22 protein-coding genes and 2 tRNA genes are annotated in these 25571 nt (G+C 60.6%); 13 read left to right on the top strand and 11 right to left on the bottom strand.

What is annotated here, in order from left to right; translation table 11 throughout:
• Positions 1–176: 176 nt before the first annotated feature.
• Together AB4O05_RS27135 and AB4O05_RS27130 are read right to left on the bottom strand one after the other, a co-directional pair.
• Entirely contained in the window at positions 177–1415 is a 1239-nt protein-coding gene (locus AB4O05_RS27135; protein ID WP_460134243.1) for a transporter associated domain-containing protein, read from the bottom strand.
• 12 nt (positions 1416–1427) lie between these two features.
• Entirely contained in the window at positions 1428–2240 is an 813-nt protein-coding gene (locus tag AB4O05_RS27130; RefSeq protein ID WP_460134246.1) for a cytochrome C assembly family protein, read from the bottom strand.
• 234 nt (positions 2241–2474) lie between these two features.
• Between AB4O05_RS27130 and ffh the strand changes: the two genes are divergently transcribed.
• From ffh to thrC, 9 genes are all read left to right on the top strand, one after another.
• Positions 2475–3851: a signal recognition particle protein gene (ffh, locus tag AB4O05_RS27125; protein WP_460134247.1), complete on the top strand. Its 1377-nt coding sequence runs from the start codon at positions 2475–2477 to the stop codon at positions 3849–3851.
• Between the two features lie 250 nt (positions 3852–4101).
• Positions 4102–4353 (top strand): 30S ribosomal protein S16, encoded by a 252-nt coding sequence (gene rpsP / locus AB4O05_RS27120; RefSeq protein ID WP_003175899.1) that lies wholly within the window; start codon positions 4102–4104, stop codon positions 4351–4353.
• A 5-nt stretch (positions 4354–4358) separates the two neighbouring features.
• Positions 4359–4895, top strand: a complete 537-nt coding sequence (gene rimM / locus AB4O05_RS27115; RefSeq protein ID WP_024077236.1) for a ribosome maturation factor RimM — start codon at positions 4359–4361, stop codon at positions 4893–4895.
• Positions 4877–5650 (top strand): tRNA (guanosine(37)-N1)-methyltransferase TrmD, encoded by a 774-nt coding sequence (gene trmD, locus AB4O05_RS27110; RefSeq protein ID WP_460134249.1) that lies wholly within the window; start codon positions 4877–4879, stop codon positions 5648–5650. Before rimM ends, trmD begins: the two co-directional genes overlap by 19 nt.
• Before the next feature lie 45 nt (positions 5651–5695).
• Positions 5696–6046: a 50S ribosomal protein L19 gene (rplS, locus tag AB4O05_RS27105; RefSeq protein ID WP_003175895.1), complete on the top strand. Its 351-nt coding sequence runs from the start codon at positions 5696–5698 to the stop codon at positions 6044–6046.
• Positions 6047–6158: 112 nt separating this feature from the next.
• A complete protein-coding gene (gene xerD / locus AB4O05_RS27100; RefSeq protein ID WP_460134251.1) occupies positions 6159–7055 on the top strand; it encodes a site-specific tyrosine recombinase XerD in 897 nt (298 codons plus the stop codon).
• A 154-nt stretch (positions 7056–7209) separates the two neighbouring features.
• Positions 7210–7941: a thioredoxin fold domain-containing protein gene (locus AB4O05_RS27095; RefSeq protein WP_027605460.1), complete on the top strand. Its 732-nt coding sequence runs from the start codon at positions 7210–7212 to the stop codon at positions 7939–7941.
• Between the two features lie 129 nt (positions 7942–8070).
• Complete coding sequence (locus AB4O05_RS27090) at positions 8071–9375, top strand: homoserine dehydrogenase (RefSeq protein WP_460134253.1); 1305 nt, start codon at positions 8071–8073, stop codon at positions 9373–9375.
• Between the two features lie 103 nt (positions 9376–9478).
• Entirely contained in the window at positions 9479–10888 is a 1410-nt protein-coding gene (thrC, locus tag AB4O05_RS27085) for a threonine synthase (RefSeq protein WP_460134254.1), read from the top strand.
• An 80-nt stretch (positions 10889–10968) separates the two neighbouring features.
• Here the strand turns inward: thrC and AB4O05_RS27080 are convergent, their stop codons facing one another.
• Positions 10969–11214: a hypothetical protein gene (locus AB4O05_RS27080; RefSeq protein WP_460134255.1), complete on the bottom strand. Its 246-nt coding sequence runs from the start codon at positions 11212–11214 to the stop codon at positions 10969–10971.
• Between the two features lie 315 nt (positions 11215–11529).
• Between AB4O05_RS27080 and AB4O05_RS27075 the strand changes: the two genes are divergently transcribed.
• Complete coding sequence (locus AB4O05_RS27075; RefSeq protein WP_460134257.1) at positions 11530–11814, top strand: DUF3509 domain-containing protein; 285 nt, start codon at positions 11530–11532, stop codon at positions 11812–11814.
• 172 nt (positions 11815–11986) lie between these two features.
• Here the strand turns inward: AB4O05_RS27075 and AB4O05_RS27070 are convergent, their stop codons facing one another.
• Entirely contained in the window at positions 11987–12871 is an 885-nt protein-coding gene (locus tag AB4O05_RS27070; protein WP_460134259.1) for a TIGR02285 family protein, read from the bottom strand.
• Positions 12871–14070, bottom strand: coding sequence for a CaiB/BaiF CoA transferase family protein (locus AB4O05_RS27065; protein WP_460134261.1), 1200 nt, complete (start codon positions 14068–14070; stop codon positions 12871–12873). Before AB4O05_RS27065 ends, AB4O05_RS27070 begins: the two co-directional genes overlap by 1 nt.
• 148 nt (positions 14071–14218) lie before the next feature.
• On the opposite strand from AB4O05_RS27065, the gene AB4O05_RS27060 reads away from it, so the two are divergent.
• Both AB4O05_RS27060 and recJ read left to right on the top strand, forming a co-directional pair.
• A complete protein-coding gene (locus AB4O05_RS27060) occupies positions 14219–14761 on the top strand; it encodes a YaeQ family protein (RefSeq protein ID WP_032890801.1) in 543 nt (180 codons plus the stop codon).
• 133 nt (positions 14762–14894) lie between these two features.
• On the top strand, positions 14895–16604 hold the full coding sequence (gene recJ / locus AB4O05_RS27055) for a single-stranded-DNA-specific exonuclease RecJ (RefSeq protein ID WP_460134262.1): 1710 nt from the start codon (positions 14895–14897) through the stop codon (positions 16602–16604).
• A gap of 136 nt (positions 16605–16740) precedes the next feature.
• Here recJ and AB4O05_RS27050 read toward each other — a convergent pair whose 3' ends face one another.
• From AB4O05_RS27050 to AB4O05_RS27035, 4 genes are all read right to left on the bottom strand, one after another.
• Entirely contained in the window at positions 16741–18021 is a 1281-nt protein-coding gene (locus AB4O05_RS27050; protein ID WP_460134264.1) for a virulence factor family protein, read from the bottom strand.
• A complete protein-coding gene (gene mprF / locus AB4O05_RS27045) occupies positions 18021–20663 on the bottom strand; it encodes a bifunctional lysylphosphatidylglycerol flippase/synthetase MprF (RefSeq protein WP_460134266.1) in 2643 nt (880 codons plus the stop codon). Before mprF ends, AB4O05_RS27050 begins: the two co-directional genes overlap by 1 nt.
• A gap of 266 nt (positions 20664–20929) precedes the next feature.
• Positions 20930–21006, bottom strand: a tRNA-Met gene (locus AB4O05_RS27040).
• A 206-nt stretch (positions 21007–21212) separates the two neighbouring features.
• A tRNA-Met gene (locus AB4O05_RS27035) sits at positions 21213–21289 on the bottom strand.
• Between the two features lie 277 nt (positions 21290–21566).
• Here AB4O05_RS27035 and dinB point away from each other — a divergent pair.
• A complete protein-coding gene (dinB, locus tag AB4O05_RS27030) occupies positions 21567–22625 on the top strand; it encodes a DNA polymerase IV (protein WP_460134267.1) in 1059 nt (352 codons plus the stop codon).
• A gap of 69 nt (positions 22626–22694) precedes the next feature.
• Here the strand turns inward: dinB and AB4O05_RS27025 are convergent, their stop codons facing one another.
• Complete coding sequence (locus tag AB4O05_RS27025; protein WP_460134269.1) at positions 22695–23648, bottom strand: hypothetical protein; 954 nt, start codon at positions 23646–23648, stop codon at positions 22695–22697.
• 20 nt (positions 23649–23668) lie between these two features.
• Positions 23669–25384, bottom strand: a complete 1716-nt coding sequence (locus AB4O05_RS27020) for a proline--tRNA ligase (protein WP_460134270.1) — start codon at positions 25382–25384, stop codon at positions 23669–23671.
• Between the last annotated feature and the right edge of the window lie 187 nt (positions 25385–25571).

Below are 25571 nucleotides of genomic sequence, written 5' to 3'. Positions count from 1 at the left end.
TTGGTCGAACACCCATGGATCAGGGGTGTACACGGGGCCGCTCGGGATGGGAGCGAGCACCGGTCAGACACGATAGGCGGTGCCTGGACGCGTTTGGTGCGGGTAGCACGCGGTCGGGCGGGGCTCTGGTAAGCCGCCCCGATTATAGGAAGGGGTTTGCAGAACCAACAAGCGGATTAACCGGCCGCCGGCATCCGGCTGGTGTGCCAGATCAGCACCTTGCTGACCCGGTTGTCCTCGGTCTCGAGTATTTCCAGGCGATAGCGGCCGATCTTCAGGCACACCGCGCAGTCGGGAATGGTTTCCAGTGCTTCGGTGACCAGGCCGTTGAGGGTCTTGGGGCCGTCGCTGGGCAGGTGCCAGCTCAGGCTCTTGTTCAATTCGCGGATCGAGGCGGCGCCGTCAATGATGTAGCGACCGTCCGGCTGTGCTTCGATAAGCGGGTTGTCGGTGTTCTGCTCGTTTTCGAATTCGCCGACGATTTCTTCGAGGATGTCTTCCAGGGTGACGATGCCCAGTACTTCGCCGTATTCATCCACCACCATGCCCATGCGTCGCTGCTGTTTGTGAAAGTTCAGCAGTTGCAGTTGCAGGGGCGTGCTTTCCGGTACGAAGTAGGGTTCGTAGGAGGCCTCGAGCAAGGCTTCCTTGGTCAGGCTGGCATCCGGCAGCAGATGCTGGACCAGCCGCGTGTTCAGCACGGCCTCGACCTGGTTGATATCACTGTGGAACACCGGCAGGCGCGTGTGCTGGGAGGCGCGCAGTTGCTCGATGATCGCGTCGATCGAGTCGTCCAGGTTGATGCCATCCACTTCGCTGCGCGGCACCAGGATGTCATTCACCGTGATGTTGTCCAGGGCGTGGATGCCAGGCATGCCGGGTGTGCGGTTGTCGTCGACGTCGCGGTCGGTTTCGTCGTCATGCTCGGGCAGCGGCTCGTCGCTTTTTTTCACCACGCCGGGCTTGCGTGCAAACGGGCGCAATAACAGCAGGCTGATGCCATTGAGCAGCCAGGCCAGGGGATAAAGGATTTTCAGCGGCACGCCTAGCAACGTATTGCCAAAGCCGAGTACCGCCTGCGGATAGCGGGTGGCCAGGGCGCGGGGCAGGTAGTCGGCCAGCACCAGCAGCACGGCGCAGGAAATCAGCCAGCCTAGCCAGGGGCCGTTCTGCGCCCAGGCATAGATCGCCAGCAAGGTACAAAGAATCACCACGGCGGCGCGACACAGGCTGTTGCACAGGATCAGGCTGTTGCGCGGGAAGTTCAGGCGGGAAGCGGCCTTGTCGCCTTGGCGCGTTCCGGGGCGCAGGGCCAGCAGGTGTTGCTGGGCAGCTTCGATAGCGGTAAACAGCCCGGCCCATAACACCAGCAAGGCGATTACGGCGAGCATCGGCCCAAGGGGCAAGTTGTCCATGATCGTTGCCCGTCAGATATGCAGGATGTATTCGCGAACCAGCTTGCTGCCGAAATAGGCCAGCATCAGCAGGCAGAAACCGGCCAGGGTCCAGCGGATTGCCTTGTGGCCGCGCCAGCCGAGGCGATTGCGGCCCCAGAGCAGCACGCTGAACACGATCCAGGCCAGGCATGCCAGCAGGGTTTTGTGCACCAGGTGCTGGGCAAACAGGTTTTCGACGAACAGCCAGCCGGAGATCAGCGACAGCGAAAGCAGCGTCCAGCCTGCCCATAGAAAGCCGAACAGCAGGCTTTCCATGGTTTGCAGCGGCGGGAAGTTCTTGATCAGGCCGGAAGGGTGCTTGTGTTTGAGCTGGTGGTCCTGCACCAGCAGGAGCAGGGCCTGGAACACCGCGATGGTGAACATGCCGTAGGCCAGGATCGACAGCAGGATATGGGCAAGGATGCCCGGCTCTTCATCGATCACCTGCACCGTGCCGGTGGGGGCGAATTGCGCCAGCAGCACCGTGAGCATACCCAGCGGGAACAGCAGTACCAGAAGGTTTTCCACCGGGATGCGCGTGCAGGCGATCAGCGTCAGGGCGATCACGGCGGCCGCGATCAGGCTGGCGGCGCTGAAAAAATCCAGGCCCAGGCCGACCGGCGTCATCAGGTGGGTGAACAGGCTTGCCGCGTGGGCCAGCAGGGCGAGTACGCCAAGGCCTGCCAGCAGGCGTTTGTCTGCCTTGGCGCATTGGGCCAGGCGGGTGCCCTGGTAGAGGGTCGCAGCGGCATACAAGAGGGCGGCGGCGAGACTGGGTAGCAAGCTGGGTGGCAAAGGGAGCATAAATCCTGATAGGCAAGCCCGAAAGGCGCTGAGTTTGGCACACACCAGCGTCGCACGAAAGACTCCCGGGCCAGACAGCGGGTGTGCATGGGCGCAGTCTTCGCTATAATCCGCGACCTGCCCACGCCGCAGGCTCGCCGAGCGCTGTTTTTAATAGCGATTTACCACAGCCTGGGCCGTCATTACCTCGGTCTACCAATGCATTTCGATGAATAGGGCCTGAAAGGATCGCGCATGTTTGAAAACTTGACTGACCGTCTCTCGCAGACGCTGCGCCACGTTACCGGCAAGGCCAAGCTGACCGAGGACAATATTAAAGACACCCTGCGCGAAGTGCGCATGGCGTTGCTGGAAGCCGACGTGGCCTTGCCCGTGGTCAAGGACTTCGTCAATTCGGTCAAGGAGCGTGCGGTCGGCACTGAAGTGTCCCGCAGCCTGACCCCGGGCCAGGCCTTCGTGAAGGTTGTCCAGGCCGAACTCGAAAGCCTGATGGGCGCGGCCAACGAAGATTTGAACCTCAGCGCCGTGCCGCCGGCCGTCGTACTGATGGCCGGTCTGCAGGGGGCGGGTAAAACCACCACCGCCGGCAAGCTGGCGCGCTTCCTTAAAGAGCGCAAGAAGAAGTCCGTGATGGTGGTGTCTGCCGACGTCTATCGTCCGGCGGCGATCAAGCAGCTGGAAATGCTCGCGGGCGAAGTGGGCGTAACCTTCTTCCCGTCGGATCTGAGCCAGAAGCCGGTCGACATCGCCAACGCCGCTATTAAAGAAGCAAGGCTCAAGTTCATCGACGTGGTCATCGTCGACACCGCCGGTCGCCTGCACATCGATGAAGAGATGATGGGCGAGATCAAGGCGTTGCATGCCGCGATCAACCCGGTCGAGACGCTGTTCGTGGTCGATGCCATGACCGGCCAGGATGCGGCCAACACCGCCAAGGCCTTTGGTGATGCACTGCCGCTGACCGGTGTGATCCTCACCAAGGTCGACGGCGACGCCCGTGGCGGTGCCGCGCTGTCGGTGCGTGCCATCACCGGCAAGCCGATCAAGTTCATCGGTATGGGCGAGAAGAGCGACGCGCTCGAACCGTTCCACCCTGAGCGTATCGCCTCGCGTATCCTCGGCATGGGCGACGTGCTCAGCCTGATCGAACAGGCCGAAGCGACGCTCGACAAGGACAAGGCCGATAAGCTCGCCAAGAAGCTGAAGAAGGGCAAGGGCTTCGACCTCGAAGACTTCCGCGACCAGCTGCAACAGATGAAGAACATGGGCGGTCTCGGCGGCCTGATGGACAAGCTGCCGAACATCGGCGGTGTGAACCTGGCGCAGATGGGCAATGCCCAGGGTGCGGCAGAGAAACAGTTCAAGCAGATGGAAGCCATCATCAATTCCATGACCCCGGCCGAGCGCCGCGACCCTGAGCTGATCAGCGGTTCGCGCAAGCGTCGGATCGCCATGGGGTCCGGTACCCAGGTGCAGGACATCGGTCGCTTGATCAAGCAACACAAGCAGATGCAGAAGATGATGAAGAAATTCTCCGCCAAGGGCGGAATGGCCAAGATGATGCGCGGCATGGGCGGTATGTTGCCCGGCGGCGGCATGCCGAAGATGTAAAGAATTCGAGCGCAAGTTCGCTTGCGCTCCGACCCACAGGGATGTGGGATCTCCAGCAAACCCGCCGTTGGCGGGGGCTGACCTGCCGTTTTAACCGACGGCTCTATAGCAGATCTGAGTGGCACGCGGTCAGGCGCCAGAAAAAGACATTTGCAAAAGTCCGGATATTCCTTAGAATATGCGGCCTTTCGGGCACCTATGCCCGCTGTGCATTTAGATTTGCAGCACCGACTACAGGAACGATGTTCACATGCTAACAATCCGTCTTGCCCTTGGCGGCTCCAAAAAGCGCCCGTTTTACCACTTGACCGTAACCGACAGCCGCAACCCGCGCGACGGTTCGCACAAGGAACAGGTTGGTTTCTTCAACCCTGTTGCTCGTGGTCAAGAAGTTCGTCTGTCCGTGAACCAAGAGCGCGTAGCCTACTGGCTGAGCGTTGGTGCACAGCCATCCGAGCGCGTTGCAAAACTGTTGAAGGACTCGGCTAAGGCCGCAGCCTGAGCAATATGAACGCGACGCCAGCGGTTGCTGATGATTTGATCGTTATCGGCAAGATTTACTCTGTTCATGGCGTTCGCGGCGAAGTGAAGGTGTATTCCTTTACGGATCCGACTGAAAACCTGTTGCAGTACAAGACCTGGACGCTCAAGCGCGAAGGGAGTGTGAAACAGGTCGAGCTGGTCAGTGGACGCGGGAGCGATAAGTTCCTGGTCGCAAAGCTCAAGGGTCTCGATGATCGTGAAGAAGCGCGTCTTCTGGCCGGTTATGAGATCTGCGTGCCGCGTAACCTGTTCCCTGAATTGACCGACGGCGAGTACTACTGGTACCAGCTGGAAGGTCTGAAGGTTATCGATCAACTCGGGCAATTGTTCGGGAAAATCGATCATCTTCTGGAAACCGGCGCCAATGATGTCATGGTGGTCAAGCCTTGCGCTGGCAGCCTGGATGATCGCGAACGCCTGTTGCCCTATACCGAGCAATGCGTGTTGGCCGTCGACCTGGTCGCGGGTGAGATGAAGGTGGAATGGGACGCGGACTTCTAAGCGTGGCTAATTTGCGCATTGAAGTGATCAGTTTGTTTCCCGAGATGTTTTCCGCCATCGGCGAGTACGGCATCACCAGTCGGGCGGTGAAACAGGGGCTGTTGCAGCTCACCTGTTGGAACCCGCGAGACTACACGACGGATCGACATCACACTGTAGACGATCGCCCATTTGGCGGTGGTCCGGGCATGGTGATGAAGATCAAGCCCCTGGAAGACGCGTTGGCCCAGGCCAAGGTCGCCGCCGGGGAGAAGGCGAAGGTGATTTACCTGTCCCCTCAAGGCCGTCAGCTGAAACAGGCGGCGGTACGCGAACTGGTGAATGAGGAAGCACTGATCCTGATTGCCGGTCGCTATGAAGGCATTGACGAGCGTTTTATTGAAGCTCATGTCGATGAAGAGTGGTCGATTGGGGACTATGTCCTGTCTGGCGGCGAGCTGCCGGCGATGGTCCTGATAGATGCGGTTACACGACTGCTGCCTGGAGCTTTAGGGCATGCGGACTCCGCGGAGGAAGATTCCTTCACGGATGGTTTGCTGGATTGCCCGCACTACACCCGTCCGGAGGTGTATGCGGATCAGCGTGTTCCCGACGTATTGCTAAGTGGCAATCACGCACACATCCGGCGTTGGCGTTTACAGCAGTCCCTTGGTCGGACCTATGAACGACGCGCCGATCTTCTGGAAAGCCGCTCGCTTTCTGGAGAAGAGAAGAAGCTGCTCGAGGAATACATCCTCGCGCGGGACGATAGTTAACAACGTATCGATGGTAGGTCCATTGACTTACCTTAGGAGCACAGCATGACTAACAAAATCATCCTTGCACTCGAAGCAGAGCAGATGACCAAAGAGATCCCTACCTTTGCCCCGGGCGACACCATTGTCGTTCAGGTGAAAGTGAAGGAAGGCGACCGTTCGCGTCTGCAAGCGTTCGAAGGCGTGGTAATCGCCAAGCGTAACCGTGGTGTGAACAGTGCTTTCACTGTTCGTAAAATCTCCAACGGTGTTGGCGTAGAGCGTACTTTCCAGACCTACAGCCCGCAAATCGACAGCATGGCCGTCAAGCGTCGCGGTGACGTACGTAAAGCCAAGCTGTACTACCTGCGTGACCTGTCCGGTAAAGCAGCTCGCATCAAGGAAAAACTGGCTTAAGTCCAGCTTCCCGATGCAGAAAAAAGCAGCCTGCGGGCTGCTTTTTTGTGCCCGCGATTTGAGGTCCGAGATAGGATCTACCTGAATCCCACACTTTCCTGTTCGAGCGCCTATGCCCGCCATCGACCATCCTTTGATCGACCTCTTCCTCGACGCCCTATGGCTGGAAAAAGGCCTCTCGGACAACACCCGTCAGGCCTACCGCAGCGATCTGGCGCTTTTCAACGGCTGGCTGCAGGAGAAAAACCTTGAACTGATCAATGCCGGCCGCGAGCTGATCCTCGATCACCTGGCCTGGCGCCTGGAACACAACTACAAACCACGCTCCACCGCGCGATTCCTCTCGGGTGTGCGTGGGTTTTATCGCTATTTGCTGCGTGAGAAACTGATCGCCCTCGACCCCACCCTGCAAATCGATATGCCGCAACTCGGCAGACCATTGCCAAAGTCCCTGTCGGAAGCCGACGTCGATGCCTTGCTTGCCGCCCCCGACCTCAGCGAAGCCATCGGCCAGCGCGACCGCGCCATGCTGGAAGTGTTGTACGCCTGCGGCCTGCGGGTCACCGAGCTGATCAGCCTGACCCTGGAGCAAGTCAATCTGCGCCAGGGCGTGCTGCGGGTGATGGGCAAGGGCAGCAAGGAGCGGCTGGTGCCGATGGGGGAGGAGGCGATTGTGTGGGTCGAGCGCTACATGCGCGATGCGCGTAGCGAGTTGCTCGGCGGGCGCCCCAGTGACGTGCTGTTTCCCAGCCAGCGTGGCGAGCAGATGACCCGCCAGACGTTCTGGCATCGCATCAAGCACCAGGCCAAGGTTGCGGGGATCGGGAAGAGTTTGTCGCCCCATACTTTGCGCCATGCATTCGCCACGCATTTGCTCAATCACGGCGCGGATTTGCGCGTGGTGCAAATGCTGCTCGGCCACAGCGACTTATCCACAACCCAGATATACACCCATGTAGCGCGCGCACGTTTGCAGGATATGCACGCCAAGCACCACCCGCGAGGCTGAAAACCGCCAATTTATCCGGCTGCGGGCTGCCCTGCGGCCCAACTGTGGTAGGCTTTGCCGGTTAGCAAAGGGGATGGGCGGGCTCGTGATTGCAGCCCGTGTTTTCAGACCGGTGTTCAGCCCCCCGTCCCTGCATCTGCCTTCAGGAGTTCCCATGCGCTTGACCCAGATTATTGCCGCCGCAGCCATTGCGTTGGTTTCCACCTTTGCCGTCGCCGATGACGCCGCCGAGCAGACCATTCGCAAGAGCCTGGCCAACCTGCAGCTCGACACCCCGATCGAGAGCATCAGCGCAAGCCCCATGGCCGGCCTGTACGAAGTCAAGCTCAAGGGCAGCCGCGTGCTGTACGCCAGTGCCGACGGCCAGTACATCGTTCAGGGCTACCTGTTCCAGTTGAAGGATGGCAAGCCGGTCAACCTGACCGAGAAAGCCGAGCGCCTGGGCGTGTCCAAGCTGATCAACGGTATCCCGGTGGCCGAGACCGTGGTTTACCCGGCCATCGGCGAGACCAAGACCCATATCACCGTGTTCACCGACACCACCTGCCCGTACTGCCACAAGCTGCACGCCGAAGTGCCGGCGTTGAACAAGCTGGGCGTGGAAGTGCGCTACGTAGCGTTCCCGCGCCAGGGCCTGGGCTCGCCGGGTGATGAGCAGTTGCAGGCGGTATGGTGCTCGGCCGACAAGAAAGCCGCGATGGACAAGATGGTCGACGGCAAGGAAATCAAGGCCGCCAAGTGCGCCAACCCGGTTTCCAAGCAGTTCGCGTTGGGCCAGTCGATTGGCGTGAACGGTACGCCGGCCATCGTTTTGGCGGACGGCCAAGTGATTCCGGGCTATCAGCCGGCACCGCAAGTTGCCAAACTGGCGCTGGGTGCCAAGTAAGCATTAATCGTCGAGCCTTTGACGATCATGACCCGCCGAACCGTCGGCGGGTCATTAATTGAGAGCCGCGGTTGTGCGGCAGTTTTCCACGGCCGACCTCGCGTCGGCCGTTTCATGGGGAGTTCTTCAGTGAAACCGGTCAAAGTAGGCATCTGTGGATTAGGGACCGTCGGTGGCGGCACCTTCAACGTACTTCAGCGTAATGCTGAAGAAATTTCCCGCCGTGCAGGGCGCGAAATTGAAGTGGCACAAATTGCCACGCGTTCGCCAAAGCCTCAGTTCCAAACGACCGGTATTGCGATGACCAACGATGTCTTCGCCGTGGCCACCAACCCGGAGATCGATATCGTCATCGAGCTGGTGGGCGGCTACACCGTGGCCCGCGAGCTGGTGCTCAAGGCCATCGACAACGGCAAGCACGTGGTCACCGCCAACAAGGCGCTGATCGCCGTGCACGGCAACGAGATTTTCGCCAAGGCCCGCGAGAAGGGCGTGATCGTCGCGTTCGAAGCCGCGGTGGCTGGCGGTATCCCGGTGATCAAGGCGATCCGTGAAGGCTTGTCCGCCAACCGTATCAACTGGGTGGCCGGCATCATCAACGGCACCGGTAACTTCATCCTCACCGAAATGCGCGAGAAGGGCCGCACCTTCGAAGACGTGCTGGCCGAAGCCCAGGCCCTGGGGTACGCCGAAGCCGACCCGACCTTTGACGTGGAAGGTATCGACGCCGCGCACAAGCTGACCATCCTGGCGTCCATCGCCTTTGGTATTCCGCTGCAGTTCGATAAGGCCTACACCGAAGGCATCACCAAGCTGACCACCGCCGACGTCAACTATGCCGAAGCCCTGGGCTATCGCATCAAGCACCTCGGTGTCGCGCGTAGCACTCCGGCCGGTATCGAGTTGCGTGTGCACCCGACGCTGATCCCGGCCGACCGCCTGATCGCCAACGTCAACGGTGTGATGAACGCGGTGATGGTCAACGGTGATGCAGCCGGTTCCACCCTGTTCTACGGCGCCGGCGCCGGCATGGAGCCGACCGCGTCATCGGTGATCGCCGACCTGGTGGACGTGGTTCGCGCCATGACCAGCGACCCGGAAAACCGTGTGCCGCACCTGGCCTTCCAGCCGGATTCGCTGTCGGCCCACCCGATTCTGCCCATCGAAGCGTGTGAAAGTGCCTACTACCTGCGCATCCAGGCCAAGGATCATCCAGGCGTGTTGGCCCAGGTGGCCAGCATCCTGTCGGAGCGCGGCATCAACATCGAGTCGATCATGCAGAAGGAAGTCGAGGAGCAGAATGGCCAGGTGCCGATGATCCTGCTGACTCACCGCGTGCTCGAACAGCGTATCAACGATGCCATCGAGGCTCTCGAAGCGCTCCAGGGCGTAGTTGGGCCGGTCGTCCGGATTCGCGTCGAACATCTCAATTAATTCAGCTGCAAGTGCCAAGCTACAAGCTGCAAGTAAAAGCCGAACCGCTTCAACTTGCAGCTTGCAGCTTGAAGCTTGAAGCCCAAACCGAAGGTTTGCCCCTATGCGCTATATCAGCACCCGCGGCCAGGCACCGGCCCTGAATTTCGAAGACGTGTTGCTGGCAGGCCTTGCCACCGACGGCGGCCTGTACGTGCCGGAAAACCTGCCACGCTTCACCCAGGAAGAAATCGCGTCCTGGGCCGGCTTGCCGTATCACGAGCTGGCATTCCGAGTGATGCGCCCGTTCGTCAGCGGCAGTATTCCGGATGCGGACTTCAAAAAGATCCTGGAAGAAACCTACGGCGTGTTTTCCCACAGCGCCATTGCCCCGTTGCGTCAACTGAACGGCAACGAATGGGTGCTGGAGCTGTTCCACGGCCCGACCCTGGCCTTCAAGGACTTTGCCCTGCAACTGCTGGGTCGCCTGCTGGACTACGTGCTGGAGAAGCGCGGCGAGCGCGTGGTGATCATGGGCGCCACTTCCGGTGATACCGGTTCGGCGGCCATCGAAGGCTGCAAGCACTGCGAGAACGTCGACATCTTCATCCTGCACCCGCACCAGCGCGTGTCGGAAGTGCAGCGTCGCCAGATGACCACCATTTTTGGCGAGAACATCCACAACATCGCCATCGAAGGCAACTTCGATGACTGCCAGGAAATGGTCAAGAACAGCTTCGCCGACCAGAGCTTCCTCAACGGCACGCGCCTGGTGGCGGTGAACTCGATCAACTGGGCGCGGATCATGGCCCAGATCGTCTACTACTTCCACGCTGCGCTGCAGTTGGGTGGGCCGGCGCGTTCGGTGTCGTTCTCGGTGCCGACCGGCAACTTCGGCGATATCTTCGCCGGTTACCTGGCGCGCAACATGGGCCTGCCGATCAACCAGTTGATCGTCGCCACCAACCGCAACGACATCCTGCACCGCTTCATGAGCGGCAACGGGTACATCAAGGAAACCCTGCACGCCACACTGTCGCCGTCCATGGACATCATGGTGTCGTCGAACTTCGAGCGCCTGCTGTTCGACATGCACGGTCGCAATGGTGCGGCGATTGCCGAACTGATGAACAGCTTCAAGAGCGGTGGTGGTTTCAGCGTGGAGCAGGAGCGCTGGACCGAAACCCGCAAGCTGTTCGACTCCCTGGCCGTGGATGATGCGCAAACCTGCGAAACCATCGCCGAAGTCTATGCCCAGACCGGCGAGCTGCTCGACCCGCACACCGCCATTGGTGTGAAGGCCGCCCGCGAATGCCGTCGCAGCCTGGATATTCCAATGGTGATCCTCGGTACCGCGCACCCGGTCAAGTTCCCGGACGCGGTGGAGAAGGCGGGTGTGGGCAAGGCCTTGGAGCTGCCGGTGCATCTGGCCGACCTGTTCGAGCGTGAAGAGCGTTGCACGGTGTTGGCCAATGATCTGAAGGCGGTGCAGGCGTTTGTCAGCCAGCATGGCAATCGGGGTAAGCCGTTGTAAGGCAAATCGCGAAGATAAAAACGCCGCTTTCCCTTCCTTGGGTCAGCGGCGTTTTCGTTTCTGGCAGGCCCTGTCTCGCGTTACGAGAATAGTTTCTGCGCGACCACTATTACAGTGCCCACAGCGGCATAGAAGCCTGTCGCGATACCCACTGGGTACCAGAACGTCTCACAGGTTATCTTCAGCGATTCTGCGTAGAGTTTGTTTTGCTCGGCATTCATCCGGGATATCTCGGCATTCATCCGGGATACCTCGGCAAAAATACGTGATACCTCTGCGTGCATTTTGTCTGTCGACGTCTGCTGCTGTTCATTGTGTTCCGCCATCGCTATTTATCCTTCGCAATATGGGCCTTTTGACATGCGCTTGTATCTGCATCGCAGCGCGACCAGCGCGTATCGAGTATAGGATTCAGCCTCAGCCTCGGCGCCCCGGCAATCCCCAAAACAGCAGCCTGTTGCGTAAGCATTTATGTGCCGCCGTTTTTTGCCTGTCATGTTGCAAGCGCATGCTGGAGACGTCATCCCCTGGCAACCCCGCAAAAACGAAAAAGCGAACTTTCCTACGTCACAACCAGTCACTTAGGAGAGATGCAGCTCCCGTTTACAAGAATGTTTGCGAACTATTGAGTGGTGATCGAGATGGAAAGTATCAGCCTATTGCTCGAAGAGGCACTGAGCCCTTATCAGGTGACGTTGACCACCGCTGGTGTGCAGGACGAGTGCCTGGTGACCGTTAAGAACCCTGCCGGCGCTATCGTGGTCGAACGCGAAGTCGACCGCGCGCAACTGATGGATAAGCGTGTCCTGGTGGATCTGGTGGACTGCCTGCTACGCGACATCAAAATTGCTGAAGGACGCCTGGAGCCCTCCGTCATCGCGGCCCTGCGCAACGCCGCACAGACCCGCGACGCCGCCCGCCCATGAAGAATTGTTTATCGATGGAAACTTCCTACGGCATGGCCGGTCAGATTTCGTAACAGCAAGAGCAAACATTGTGCTCCGGTGTTTGTGCCTTGTTGTACGGGTCTTTTTGTAGGCCACGGTTAACCCTGAAGTGTCTCCCCACGCTTCGGGGTTTCTTTTTGCCCGCGATTTGTCAGGGCTGGGGCGAGTCCTGGAAGAAACTCGGGTTATCCCGCAGGTACTGCTCGCGCATGAGCGGGTCGAGCCAGGTGGCATAGGACTGCTGCACCTGCTCCTGGGGGATGTCGGGCAGCAGCCGGTTGATCCGCTCAATGACCTGATGCCCCTGGGGCGTATTCGAGCAGCCGATGTACGTGCGCTGGTAAGGCGAGGTGCCTCGGATAGGGTAGAAGCTCAGATCGTCAGCCGCGATCCCCTGTTGCATCGCGTGGTAGCGGATCTCCGGCCAATAACCCAGCACCGCCTCCAGCCGTCCCAGGCGCTGCATCTGCAACAGGCTGCCCAGGGCATCGTTGCCGTAATGCAGCGCCAGCTTATGCGCGTCGGCCTGTTTCAGCCGCTCGTCGATAACGGCGCCATAGCTGCGTTCCGCAATCGCGCCCACCCGCGTTTTCTGGGCATTGAGAAAGGCTTGCAGGTCGAACTGGCCATCGACGATAAACGCCGCCATTGCCTCCTGCTGGCTGCGCCGTATCGTGATGCCATTGCTGACCACCACAAACGCCTTGTCGGAAAACACCACGTACCTGGCGCGCTCCGCCGTCCACAACAGCGATGGATCGCAGGTGAGCGTAGGCTCGCGCAACATCTGCATACCGCGTGCGCGATTGACGTGCAGCACCTGGTGTCGATATTCCGACAAACGCTCGATCAATATCGGCAGCAACTGGTCAAGCGCGCCCTGGCCTTTGCCCGGCCCTTCGAAAATGGTCAGCGGCGGCAAGTCGCGCAGTAACCAGATCACCGTGTCCTCGGCATGCGCAAACGCGGGCCAGCCACCGAACATCACGGCGACGAGGCCCAACTGAAGGGACCAGCGTTTGTACCGAGGGGGCATCAGATCGCGCCTTCCTCGCGCAAGCGGGCAATGGCGTTGGCGTCGTATCCCAACTCACCCAGTACCACGCTGTTATGTTCGCCCAACTGTGGCCCGACCCACTCGCAGCTGCCGGGGGTATCCGACAGCTTGGGCACGATGCCGGGCATCTTGAAGTCCTTGCCGCCTGGCAACTGCGCCTTGAGGAACATCTCTCGCGCCAGGAATTGCGGGTCGCCGAGCATGTCTTCGGCGCTGTAGATCCGGCTGGCGGGCACTTCGGCCTTGTGCAGTTGCGTCATCACCTCGTCGAGCGACAGCGAGTTCACCCAGCGATCAATCACCCCGTACAGCTCATCGCGGCGGCTATCACGGCCATCATTACTGGCCAGCGTCGGATCGTTCGCCAGGTCCTCGCGACCGATGGCGCTCATGAAGCGCTTGAAGATCGCATCGCCATTGGCGCCGATCTGCACATGCTTGCCGTCCGCACTGGTGTGGATCGACGATGGCGTAATACCAGGCATGATGTTGCCGGTGCGCTCGCGAATAAACCCGAACACGTCGAATTCGGGAATCATGCTTTCCATCATGGCGAAGATGGCTTCATACAGCGCCACATCCACCACCTGGCCCATGCCGCCGTTGACCTCGCGATGACGCAGTGCCATCAGTGCACCGATCACCGCCCACAAGGCCGCGATGGAGTCGCCGATGGAAATGCCGGTGCGCACTGGCGGGCGATCCTCGAAACCGGTGATATAGCGCAGCCCGCCCATGGATTCGCCCACCGCGCCAAAACCCGGCTGGTCTTTCATCGGCCCGGTCTGGCCGAAGCCCGAGAGGCGCACCATGACCAATTTCGGGTTGAGGGCGTGCAAGGTTTCCCAGCTCAGGCCGAGTTTCTCCAGCACGCCGGGGCGGAAGTTTTCGATGAGGATGTCGGCGTCGGCCAGCAGTTGCTTGAGAATGGCCAGGCCGTCCGGGTGCTTGAGGTTCAACGTCAGCGACTTTTTGTTGCGCGCCTGCACGAACCACCACAGCGAGGTGCCTTCATACAGCTTGCGCCATTTGCGCAGCGGGTCGCCGCCATCCGGGGATTCGACCTTGATCACCTCGGCGCCGAATTCGGCACAGATGCGGGAAGCGAAAGGGCCGGCGATCAAGGTGCCGAGTTCGATGACTTTCAGGCCGGCAAGCGGTTTGGCATTAAACGACATGAGGATCCTTTCAGGCGCAGAACAGGTGTGTGATGCCTTTTAACATAGGCGAGCCGGCCAGGGATAAGCATGATGCAGCGCAGGATTCGTTGAATGACCTCGCCATCGGTTAGACTGGCCGCCTTTCCCTGTCTCTAGAAGCCCGTTCATGGCCCAGCCGTCCACGACCTACAAATTCGAACTCAACCTCACCGACCTTGACCGTTCGGTGTACGAGAGCGTCAAACAGACCATCGCCCGCCACCCTTCGGAAACCGAAGAGCGCATGACCGTGCGCCTGCTGGCCTACGCCCTCTTTTACAACGAGCAATTGGCGTTCGGGCGTGGCCTGTCAGATGTGGACGAACCTGCCCTGTGGGAAAAAAGCCTGGATGATCGGGTTCTACACTGGATCGAAGTCGGCCAGCCCGATGCCGACCGCCTGACCTGGTGCTCGCGTCGTACCGAGCGCACCAGCCTGCTGGCCTACGGCAGCCTGCGCGTCTGGGAAGGCAAGGTGGTGCCAGTGGCCAATAACCTGAAAAACGTGCATATCGCCGCCGTACCGCAGGAAATTCTCGAGGTTTTGGCCAAGGATATGCCAAGGGTGATCAAGTGGGATGTAATGATCAGCGAAGGCACGATCTTCGTCACTGATGATCGCGGCCAGCATGAAGTGCAGCTGCAATGGTTGGTTGGCGAACGCGGATGACCTCCTGCAGGAGCGAGCTTGCTCGCGAAAAACCTGACAGCGCCGCGTACATCCAGACCACCCGTGTCATCATTCACGACCTTCGCGAGCAAGCTCGCTCCTACAGTTATTGAAGAGAAGTCACCACCAGTCCATGCGTATCGATCCCCGCCCGTTGCCCGCTGTCCTGCCGTTTCTCGGTGAATTGCCACCGTTGTTGACCCGTCTTTACGCCGCACGCGGGGTGCAATCGGAAGCCGAGCTGGATAAAAGCCTGGCGCGGTTGATTCCCTATCAGCAGCTCAAGGGCATCGACGCGGCGGTGGACCTGTTGGTGACGGCCCTGGAACAGCGCCAGCGCATCCTGATCGTTGGCGACTTCGACGCCGATGGCGCCACGGCCAGCACCGTGGGCACCCTGGGCCTGCGTCTGCTCGGTGCGGCCCATGTCGACTACCTGGTGCCCAACCGTTTCGAATACGGCTACGGCCTGACCCCGGAAATTGTTGCCGTTGCCCTGCAGCGTGAGCCGCAATTGCTGATCACCGTGGATAACGGGATCTCCAGTGTGGAGGGCGTGGCAGCCGCGAAAGCGGCGGGGCTGAAGGTGCTGGTCACCGACCACCACTTGCCCGGTGATGCATTGCCGGCGGCCGACGCCATCGTCAATCCGAACCAACCCGGTTGCGAGTTCCCCAGCAAGGCGCTGGCCGGCGTGGGCGTGATCTTCTACGTATTGATGGCCCTGCGTGCGCGCCTGCGCGAGCTGGGCTGGTATGCGAACACGCCGCAGCCGAATATCGGCGACCTGCTTGACCTGGTCGCCCTGGGCAGCGTTGCCGACGTGGTGCCCCTGGACGCCAATAACCGCATCCTGGTGCACCAGGGCCTGGAGCGCATTCGCGCCGGGCGCGCACGGCCGGGGATCAAGGCGATCCTCGAAGTGGCCAAGCGCGATGCCGCGCGCATCACGTCCACCGACCTGGGCTTCATCCTCGGGCCACGGCTCAATGCCGCCGGGCGCCTGGATGATATGAGCCTGGGCATCGAATGCCTGCTCACCACCGATGTTGCGGCTGCACGGGAAATGGCCGCGCAACTGGACGGCATGAACCAGGACCGTAAATCTATCGAGCAAGGCATGCAGCGCGAGGCCCTGGCCCAGCTCAAGGACCTGCCGGTGGAATCGATGCCATACGGCTTGTGCCTGTTCGATCCGCAATGGCACCAGGGCGTGATCGGCATTCTGGCCTCGCGCATGAAAGAACGTTATTTCCGCCCCACCATCGCCTTCGCCGATGCCGGTGATGGTCTGCTCAAGGGCTCGGGGCGCTCTGTGCCGGGCTTTCACATCCGTGATGCCCTGGCGGTGGTTGCCAGCCAGCATCCTCACCTGATCGCCAAGTACGGCGGCCACGCCATGGCGGCGGGGTTGACGTTAGCCGAGGCGAATTTCCCCTTGTTTGCCGAAGCGTTCGATGCCGAAGTGCGTCGGCAACTGCGCGAAGAAGACCTCACCGGTCGGCTGCTGTCCGATGGCACCCTGGCGGTGGAAGAGTTTCACCTGGAACTGGCTCGCGCCCTGCGTCATGCCGGCCCGTGGGGGCAGCATTTTCCCGAGCCGTTGTTTCACGGGGTATTTCAGTTGGTGGAGCAGCGTGTGGTTGGGGAGCGGCACCTCAAAGTGGTGCTCAAGAGTGAATGCGGCTCTGTGAAGCTCGATGGCATTGCGTTTGGGGTGGACCGCGAAGTCTGGCCGAACCCGACAGTGCGTTGGGTGGAATTGGCCTACAAGCTGGACGTGAACGAGTTTCGCGGGAATGAAACAGTGCAGTTGATGATTGCGCATATCGAGCCGCGCTAGATTTTACTGACACCGCAAAGCAAATGTGGGAGCGGGCTTGCTCGCGAATACGGAGTATCAGTCAATGCTGCTGTGACTGACCACCGCTTTCGCGAGCAAGCCCGCTCCCACATTGGGTTTTGCGTAACGCCTGGGATTACTCGGCCTTGGCCTGGTGCTTGACGATGATATCCACCAGGCGCTTGGCCAGCGCCGGGTAGTTTTCGTCGAAGTGATGCCCACCTGGCAGCTTCACCGCTTCGCCTACGGCAGTCTTGTCGGTGCAACCGCTCTCGTCGACTTCTTCGGCACCGTAGATGCACACCACCTTCTCAGGCGGCAGCTTGGCCATTTCCGGGCCGGTGGCGGCTTCTTTGCCGGCGTTGCCCAGCCAGCCTTCCACTTCGATTTCAAAGCTGCCGGTGCGCGCGAACGCGAGCAGGATAATCGCGTCGACCCGTTGCTGTTCGTTTTCCGGCAGGCGGTTGTAGATGGCCGGCAGTACGTCGGCGCCGAACGAATAACCGGTCAGCACGAAGCGCTTGGTGCCCCACTTCTGCCGATAGTGCTGCATCAGTTCGGCGAGGTCTTTGGCGCTTTGTTCCGAGGTCTTGTGCTGCCAGTAATAGCGCAGGGTGTCGATGCCGACCACCGGGTAGCCGATCTTGGCCATTTCACCCGCCACATCGCGGTCCAGGTCACGCCAGCCTCCGTCTCCGGAGAGGAACAGCGTGACGGTGTCCTTGGCCTCGCCAGCCGGTACTTCCACCACCGGAATCGCCAGCCCGCCGTTGTCCGAACCGACCAGTTGCTTGCGCAGTTCGTTGTTCAACACTTGCGGGTAGTGAATGTCGTAGTCGCTGATGCTGGTGGTGGCGCGCGGCGTGTCGCGGACAAAGCTGGCGCTCTCATCGTCGGGGTTGTCGTTCCAGGCCACCAGCCAGTTGCCGTGGGCGGCGGTTTTTGGCAGCGGGTCCTTGCAGCCTTCCTGCACCAGGGTGAAACCCACGGAAATGGCATTGGCCTTGTCGTCGTTCTGGGCGGCCAGCCAGCGCCAGGCGAGTGCTGCGCCAGGGCCGATGCCGCTGACCAGGGTCGCCGGGCCCTTGAGCTGCCCCAGAGCGCTTTGCAGCGCCTGTTCCTGCAACTTGCAGTCATCTTTTGGCAGGATCACCTGGACGATCTGCGCCTTGCCACCCTGGCTCAGGGTGATCAGTTGGCTGTCGGTCAGGGTTTCGTCGGCCATCACCGCCACGGCGACGCGGGCTTTCGGGGTGCCTGCCGGGGTGACACGGGTCATCACCGAACCATCGGCCTGGGGCAGTTGCTCCAGAACCGGCTGCGGGGCAGGGCGGTTCCAGAACCAGAAGCCGCCACCCAGGACCAGGGCGAGCAGCACTACGAAGGCCAATACATACCGCCAGGAGCGTCGAATCATCAGCGTTTCACCAATCCAGTCAAGCCGCCCGCAATCAGGGCGGCGGTATCGGCCAGTGCCACCAGCGGATCAAGTCCTGCGGGCACGGCCATGTAACGGGGTTCCCAGTCAGGCTGGAACTTGTCTTTGAAGCGGCGCAAGCCTTGGAAGTTATACAGTTGCTCGCCGCGACGGAACACCATCGAGCCCAGACGCTGGGTCAGTGGTGCGCCACGTCGCGGTTGCAGGCCCGACAACGGCACCATGCCGAGGCTGAAGCGGGCGTAGCCGTGACTCTTATAGTATTGAATCAGGCCGACCATCATGAACTCCATGGTCAGCTTGGGCGCGTCCGGGTGGGCGCGCATCAGGTCGAGGCTGGCCAGGTCGTGGTTGTAGGTCTCGAGCAGGTTGGCGAAGGCCACCGGGCGTCCTTCGAAGCGAATGATCGCGATACGAAAGTGCTTGAGGTAGTCGTCGCTGAAGCGTCCCAGGGAAAAGCCCTTTTCGCGCACATTCTTACCGGTCAGCCAGGCGTCCGAGATAACTTTTAATTCATCCATCGGCGCCGTGCCCGGCTCGCAGATCTCCAGGGACAGGCCATCGCGGGTGCCGCGGTTCCAGGTGTAGCGCAAGTCCTTCATCTCTTTGCCCTTGGCTTCCAGGTCAAAGCGTTTCAGGTCGACGCGGGCTTCTTCGCCCAGCTTGATCGCGGTGAGGCCGATGTCCATGTAGTACGGCAGGTTCTCCGCCCGCACCTGGTAGAACACCGGGCGCGCATGGTGGATGTCGCACAGGTCGCGGAACTGCCAGATCATCTCGGCCCGTGGCTGGGTCGGGCCGATCGGGTCATACAACGCCACCAGGCTGCGGCCACGACGGGCATACATCAGGAAGGCTTCGTCGTTGGGGTGGAACAGCAGCGCCTTGTCGCCGGTCAGCGCCAGGCCGCCGTCGGGCTGGGACGAGGCCATGAGGATCTTGGAGGCACGCTCCAGCTCATCCGCGGTCGGCAGGTGGATCACCGGGCGCGCGGTGCGCAGCAACCAGGTCAGCGAAACGACCACCAGCAGCACGGCGGCGCCGAGCAGTGAGCGCAGGCCGCGCGGGGCGTTGGCGTCGAGGGTGAACTGCCACCACAGCTGATGGCTGTAAGGCACGTCTTGATAGGCAAACAGCAGCAACCAGATCGAGGCCCCCAGCACGCAGACGCTGGCCACCAGGTACAACGGCGAAAACGGCAGCTCGGTCAAGCGGCTGGCGCGGTAGAACGAGCGGCGGAAGATCGCCAGCAGCACCGCGGTCATGGTCATCAGGCTGGCTTCTTCCCAGTCGAAACCCTTGAGCAGCGAGAGCACGGCGCCCACCAGCAACAGCACCATGGTCAGCATCCAGGCGGCCGACAAGCGTCGGCGCAGGCCCTGGGCCAAGAGCAGGCACAGCACGCCGATCAGGCTGGCGCCAAAGTGCGAAGCGTCAATCAGGCGGTGGGGAATCAGGAAGCCGATGTTTTCCAGGCGTGAGTCGATTTCTGGCGTGGCGCCGGAAAACAGCAGGACCACGCCGGACAAAAAAACCAATACGGCCAGCACCGGCGCGGCCAAACCCGAGGCCACCCGCAGGCTTTGTTGGGTCTGGAACAGGCGCTGGGCCTCGTTGACCAGCAGGAACACGCAGGCGATCAGCAGCGGCAGCACCACATAAATCATGCGGTACAGCAGCAGGGCGGCGGCCAGCGGTGCGGCGCCGAGCTTGTCGGCGAAGGCCGCCAGCAGGATCGCCTCGAACACCCCCACGCCACCCGGTACATGGCTGAGCACGCCAGCGGCCAGGGCCAGCAGATACACCAGCAGGAAAGGGCCGAAGGGAGGCGCTTCCGGCAGCAGCATATAAAGGACGGTGGCGGCGGCGGCGACGTCCAATGCGGTAATGACCAATTGCAGGAACGTCAGGCGCCGGCCAGGCAGGCGCAGGGTACGGCGGCCGATCCTGACCAGCAGGTTGTCCGGATACGGTTGTTCCGGCAGGCGTCGACGATAAATGCCGATGCACAGCATGGTCGACAGCAACAGCACGGCACCGGCAATGCCGCCGAGCACACTTTGCGGTAAATGCAGATAGGTCGATGCAGCCGGCAAGTTGCTCAGCGTGGCCAATGCGGCCAGGGGTGGCAGCGCGCAGCCCAGGGCCAGGCTGGCGAACACCGTCATATGGGCCACTTCCGACGCCCCGACGCCATGGCGTGCATATAGCCGGTAACGCACCGAGCCCCCCGAGAGCATCGACAGGCCAATGGCATTGCCGATGGCAAACGCGGTAAAGCCGCCGAGGGACAGGGTCTTGGCGGGCAGTTTCACCCCGGCATAGCGCGCGCCGGAAAACTCGTAGCCCAACAGGATGATGAAGCCTGCGACGGCGGCGGCGAAGGCGCCGAGCAGGGCTGGCTTGGGCACTTCCAGGATCGAGTCGTGGAGCGCATAGAGATCCAGCTCCAGCAGCAAGTGCCGGCAGGCGATCAGGGCAATGGCGAACAGCAACAACGTAACGGCCAACCCGATGGGTTGCCGGTATTTGCTCAACAGATCCAGCCAGCGTAAGCGGGCAGGAGCGATCGGTTGTTCTGCTGTGACGGTGTCTTGTGGTTCAGACGAGTTGGCGCGCATCAATCACCTCGTGGATTGTGCGCGACAGGATGGAGGTATCCAGCCAAGTTACCAATCCCTATGGACAAAATAATTACAAATATTAACGCGGATCACCGGGGACGGCGACTGCGGCCATTGGTCGTAGAGGCGTAAGCAAGGCATGCGATGAAATGGACTCTACAAACCGTGTACGGTTTCATGAAAGATGCCATGCCATTGTTTCAGAAGAACTTTTTCACCAGATACAAAAAAGGCCACTCTTTCGAGTAGCCTTTCTTGATGTTTGGTTGCGGGAGCCGGATTTGAACCGACGACCTTCGGGTTATGAGCCCGACGAGCTACCAGACTGCTCCATCCCGCGTCTGTGGGCGGCATTCTACAGCCCAACGGCGGTGTGTCAACCGTTAATGGGCCGATGGGTCAAATAAGTGTGAAATGAGCGGTGGCGGTCGACTGCGAAAGGTAAGTGCGCGATGGGTAAAGATTTTTTGTCTTACAATTTTCGTACAAGCACAAATCAGGCGCGCACAAAAAAGGCCACTCTTTCGAGTAGCCTTTCTTGATGTTTGGTTGCGGGAGCCGGATTTGAACCGACGACCTTCGGGTTATGAGCCCGACGAGCTACCAGACTGCTCCATCCCGCGTCTGTGTGTCGGCATTCTACAGAGGAACGCGGGTGTGTCAACCTGTGAATCGAAGAAAAGCGCTTGTGGTTCAATCGGTTAGCTCTCCAAGCACAGCCATTTGAGTCGTGCGGGCCAGTAGGGCCAAGGGTTTCAGCTCTATTGGGGCGTTAATTTCGATTGGGAAAATAAATTCATCTGGGAAATATCCTACCGCTGAGGCGGAAGATTCAAACTACTGGTGCTATATACAGGGGTGAGTGCGATACTGACTACCCGTTGAATTACCCCTCTTTATATGACCCAGCGCAAAATCATCCACGTCGACTGTGATTGCTTCTACGCCGCCATCGAGATGCGCGATGACCCGAGCCTGGCGCAAAAACCGTTGGCGGTCGGAGGCTCGGCTGACAGGCGCGGGGTGATCGCCACCTGCAACTACGAAGCGCGGGCCTATGGAGTGCGCTCGGCGATGTCGTCGCGCCATGCCTTGAAGCTGTGCCCGGACCTGACCATCGTCAAGCCGCGCATGGAGGCTTATAAGGAAGCGTCGAAGGAAATCCAGACAATCTTTCGTGACTACACCGACCTGATCGAGCCGCTGTCGCTGGATGAGGCTTACCTGGATGTCTCCGACAGTCCACATTTTGGCGGCAGCGCCACGCGTATTGCCCAGGATATTCGCCGCCGGGTCTCCAATCAGCTGCATATCACCGTGTCCGCCGGCGTGGCGCCGAACAAATTCCTCGCCAAGATCGCCAGCGACTGGAAAAAGCCCAATGGCCTGTTTGTCATTACCCCGGACCAGGTCGAAGACTTTGTCTCCCAATTGCGGGTAAACAAGTTGCACGGTGTGGGCAAGGTGACGGCAGACAAGCTGGCGCGCCTGGGCATTGAAGACTGCCTGCAACTGCGCGAGTGGAACAAGCTGGCGCTGGTGCGCGAATTCGGCAGTTTTGGTGAGCGGCTCTGGAGCCTGGCCCGTGGGATCGATGACCGCGTGGTGCAGAACGACAGCCGTCGTCAATCGATCAGTGTGGAAAACACCTACGACGTGGACCTGCCCGACCTTTCAAGTTGCCTGGCAAAACTCCCGGAACTGATGGAGACCCTGGCCGGGCGCATGGCGCGCATCGACAGCAGTTACCGGGCGGGCAAGCCGTTCGTGAAGGTCAAGTTTCATGACTTTACCCAGACCACGTTGGAGCAGGCGGGGGCAGGGCGCGATCTGGAGAGTTATCAACAGCTGCTGACGCAGGCGTTTAACCGGGGAGGGAAACCGGTGCGGTTGTTGGGGATTGGCGTGCGGTTACTGGACCTCAGTAGCGGCAATGAACAGCTCGAGCTCTGCTGGTAGTCACCGCCAACCAACTGTGGGAGCGGGCTTGCCCGCTCCCACAGTTAGATCTGCGCCTGTCCTGAGGTCCTAGCGAGCCCCTGGATCCGCCACCAGCCGCCCGGCATCCTTGGTCAGTGCCTGCAGAAACTCCTGCTGCAACTCCGGATCATTGCGTGTCAGTTCGATCAGGCTCTGTTCCAGTTCGCTGGCTTCTTCTTCCAGGCCCAGCTCCGACAGACGCTTGACCCGGTGCACCCACTGGTTGACTTCATCGTCTTCCAGATCGTCGTAGATCAGGCCGTGGGCTTCCAGCAACTTGCCACGCAAGGTATTGCTGATTGCCAGGGTCGAGTCCGAATGCACATCGTCCTGGCCATCTTCCACGCTGATCTTCAGGGTCGTGACGTGGTTCAGGTCTTGCTCGGCAAACGGGCTGTCCAACAGGTTCAGGCGCAGGACGCCGTTGCGGTCGGTGGTCAGTTCATGGGTCTGCTTGCCCGCAGTCACCTGTACCGGGCGTTCGCTCCAGGGCAGGCTCGAATACTCCACGCGCTTGTCACGCTGGACTTCATCGATACCCGCCAGGTTCTGTTGCGCACGGCCATGGGATTGGACGTTCATGAGCGGGTTGAGGCCGTCCACGCCGTAGGTCAGCCAGTCGTGGGTCATACTGGTGGGCAAGTTGCCGAGGGCGAAGATATTCGCCACGTTGGCACCGGCTCCCGCCACCAAGGCGACCGCGCCCAGGGGCACTTCATACACTTCCCGCCAGGGCTGGTAGGGCGTGTAGCGGTCGTAACGACGGGTGACTTCGAATTCGGTGACCTCAAAGGTCTTTTGTTCATGAATGCGAACCCTGCGTTGCGGCAGCTCGAGTACCTTGGGCTCGCCTACATCGATCTGCAGGCTGTGATCGAGCAATTTGCGCTCGACCCGCTCCTCGTGCTCACTGCGTTGCGACATCTGATTGGCGCAGCCGCTGACCAGCAGGGCGCCGCACAAGGCGGCGCCCCCCAGGGCTCTGGTGTTTCGCTTGAACATGACTTCTCTTGATCTGGTTTTCAGCGACGAATACGCGCCTGGAGGAAAGACAGCACGTCAGCCACCGGCAACGGTTGGGCTTCGGCTTCGGTCCGGCTCTTGTATTCCAGATTGCCATCGGCCAGGCCACGGTCACTGACCACGATCCGGTGCGGGATGCCAATCAGTTCCATGTCGGCGAACTTGATGCCCGGGCTGGTTTTCTTGTCCCGGTCATCGAGCAGCACTTCAAAACCGGCGGCCGTCAGTTCGGCATACAGTTTGTCGGTGGCTTCGCGTACTTGCTCGGTTTCATAACGAAGCGGTACCAGGGCGACCTGGAACGGCGCCAGTGCGTCGCTCCAGATGATGCCTTTCTCGTCGTTGTTCTGCTCGATCGCAGCCGCCACCACGCGCGATACGCCGATGCCATAGCAACCCATTTCCAGGGTGATCGGCTTGCCGTTCTCGCCCAGCACTTCGCACTTCATCGCCTTGCTGTACTTGTTGCCCAGCTGGAAGATATGCCCGACTTCGATGCCGCGCTTGATTTCCAGGGTGCCCTTGCCATCCGGGCTCGGGTCGCCGGCCACCACGTTGCGCAGGTCGGCGACGGTCGGAACCGGCAGGTCGCGTTCCCAGTTCACGCCAAAGTAGTGTTTGTCGTCGATGTTCGCGCCGATACCGAAATCGCTCATCAGTTCGACCGAGCGGTCGATGATGATCGGCAGCGGCAGGTTCAGCGGGCCGAGGGAGCCGGCACCGGCGCCAATGGCGTCGCGCAGTTCGGCATCGGAGGCCATGACCAGTGGGCTGGCCACGCCAGGCTGCTGGGCCGCCTTGATTTCGTTGAGCTCATGGTCGCCACGGATCACCAGGGCGATCAGCTTGCCTTCTTCCTCGGCATGCACGATCAGGGTCTTGATGGTCTTTTCAATCGGCAGATTGAATTTTTCCACCAGGGCCGCGATGGTCTTGGTATCCGGGGTGTCCACCAGGCGCAGTTCTTCAGCCGGGGCTGGGCGCGAGGTTTCACGCGGCACGGCTTCGGCTTTCTCGATGTTCGCCGCGTAGTCGGAACCGTTGCTGAAGACGATATCGTCTTCGCCGGATTCGGCCAGCACGTGGAATTCGTGGGAGCCGGCGCCGCCGATGGAACCGTTGTCCGCTTCAACCGGGCGGAATTTCAGGCCCAGGCGCGTGAACACGTTGCAGTAGGCCTGGTGCATGCGGTCGTAGGTGACCTGCAAGGACGCCTGGTCGGCGTGGAACGAATAGGAGTCCTTCATGATGAACTCGCGGCCACGCATCAAACCGAAGCGGGGGCGGATTTCATCACGGAATTTGGTCTGGATCTGATACAGGTTCAGCGGCAGCTGTTTGTAGCTGCTCAGCTCATTGCGCATCAGGTCGGTGATCACTTCTTCGTGGGTCGGGCCGGCGCAGAAATCGCGGCCGTGACGATCCTTGAAGCGCAGCAACTCAGGCCCGTACTCTTCCCAGCGCCCGGATTCCTGCCACAGCTCAGCCGGTTGAGTGCTCGGCATCAACACTTCCAAAGAGCCGGCGGCGTTCATCTCTTCACGAACGATGGCCTCGACCTTGCGCATCACCTTCAAGCCCATGGGCAGCCAGGTGTACAGGCCGGAGGCCAGTTTGCGGATCATGCCGGCGCGCAGCATCAGCTGGTGGCTGACCACCACGGCGTCGGAAGGCGTTTCTTTTTGTGTGGCGAGCAAATATTGACTGGTACGCATGGTAGGCCGTTGTCGGTTGCTTGGACTTGAAATGACTTGGGATTGTACGGGCGCAAACTGTCGCCGTACAGGCATCAGGCTGCAGAGCTGCTTGCAGGAGCGAGCTTGCTCGCGAAGATTGTCAACGATGACGCGGGAAACCGGGATGAACGCGGTGTCTGTGACTGCTTCGCGAGCAAGCTCGCTC

The sequence above is a fragment of the Pseudomonas sp. S1_G07 genome (assembly GCF_054668565.1).
Note: the sequence above shows the minus strand (reverse complement) of the source record. Positions and strands in the feature narration are given on the sequence as shown.

What these genes read in the sequence shown, in the direction of transcription:
- rpsP (WP_003175899.1), top strand. Translation starts at nt 4,102, where the DNA reads ATGCTAACAATCCGTCTTGCCCTTGGCGGCTCCAAAAAGCGCCCGTTT.
- dinB (WP_460134267.1), top strand. Translation starts at nt 21,567, where the DNA reads ATGACCCAGCGCAAAATCATCCACGTCGACTGTGATTGCTTCTACGCC.
- rimM (WP_024077236.1), top strand. Translation starts at nt 4,359, where the DNA reads ATGAACGCGACGCCAGCGGTTGCTGATGATTTGATCGTTATCGGCAAG.
- AB4O05_RS27130 (WP_460134246.1), bottom strand. Translation starts at nt 2,240, where the DNA reads ATGCTCCCTTTGCCACCCAGCTTGCTACCCAGTCTCGCCGCCGCCCTC.
- AB4O05_RS27135 (WP_460134243.1), bottom strand. Translation starts at nt 1,415, where the DNA reads ATGGACAACTTGCCCCTTGGGCCGATGCTCGCCGTAATCGCCTTGCTG.
- trmD (WP_460134249.1), top strand. Translation starts at nt 4,877, where the DNA reads ATGGGACGCGGACTTCTAAGCGTGGCTAATTTGCGCATTGAAGTGATC.
- AB4O05_RS27025 (WP_460134269.1), bottom strand. Translation starts at nt 23,648, where the DNA reads ATGTTCAAGCGAAACACCAGAGCCCTGGGGGGCGCCGCCTTGTGCGGC.
- mprF (WP_460134266.1), bottom strand. Translation starts at nt 20,663, where the DNA reads ATGCGCGCCAACTCGTCTGAACCACAAGACACCGTCACAGCAGAACAA.
- AB4O05_RS27020 (WP_460134270.1), bottom strand. Translation starts at nt 25,384, where the DNA reads ATGCGTACCAGTCAATATTTGCTCGCCACACAAAAAGAAACGCCTTCC.
- AB4O05_RS27075 (WP_460134257.1), top strand. Translation starts at nt 11,530, where the DNA reads ATGGAAAGTATCAGCCTATTGCTCGAAGAGGCACTGAGCCCTTATCAG.
- AB4O05_RS27070 (WP_460134259.1), bottom strand. Translation starts at nt 12,871, where the DNA reads ATGCCCCCTCGGTACAAACGCTGGTCCCTTCAGTTGGGCCTCGTCGCC.
- xerD (WP_460134251.1), top strand. Translation starts at nt 6,159, where the DNA reads ATGCCCGCCATCGACCATCCTTTGATCGACCTCTTCCTCGACGCCCTA.
- rplS (WP_003175895.1), top strand. Translation starts at nt 5,696, where the DNA reads ATGACTAACAAAATCATCCTTGCACTCGAAGCAGAGCAGATGACCAAA.
- AB4O05_RS27095 (WP_027605460.1), top strand. Translation starts at nt 7,210, where the DNA reads ATGCGCTTGACCCAGATTATTGCCGCCGCAGCCATTGCGTTGGTTTCC.
- AB4O05_RS27080 (WP_460134255.1), bottom strand. Translation starts at nt 11,214, where the DNA reads ATGGCGGAACACAATGAACAGCAGCAGACGTCGACAGACAAAATGCAC.
- AB4O05_RS27050 (WP_460134264.1), bottom strand. Translation starts at nt 18,021, where the DNA reads ATGATTCGACGCTCCTGGCGGTATGTATTGGCCTTCGTAGTGCTGCTC.
- thrC (WP_460134254.1), top strand. Translation starts at nt 9,479, where the DNA reads ATGCGCTATATCAGCACCCGCGGCCAGGCACCGGCCCTGAATTTCGAA.
- recJ (WP_460134262.1), top strand. Translation starts at nt 14,895, where the DNA reads ATGCGTATCGATCCCCGCCCGTTGCCCGCTGTCCTGCCGTTTCTCGGT.
- AB4O05_RS27060 (WP_032890801.1), top strand. Translation starts at nt 14,219, where the DNA reads ATGGCCCAGCCGTCCACGACCTACAAATTCGAACTCAACCTCACCGAC.
- AB4O05_RS27065 (WP_460134261.1), bottom strand. Translation starts at nt 14,070, where the DNA reads ATGTCGTTTAATGCCAAACCGCTTGCCGGCCTGAAAGTCATCGAACTC.
- ffh (WP_460134247.1), top strand. Translation starts at nt 2,475, where the DNA reads ATGTTTGAAAACTTGACTGACCGTCTCTCGCAGACGCTGCGCCACGTT.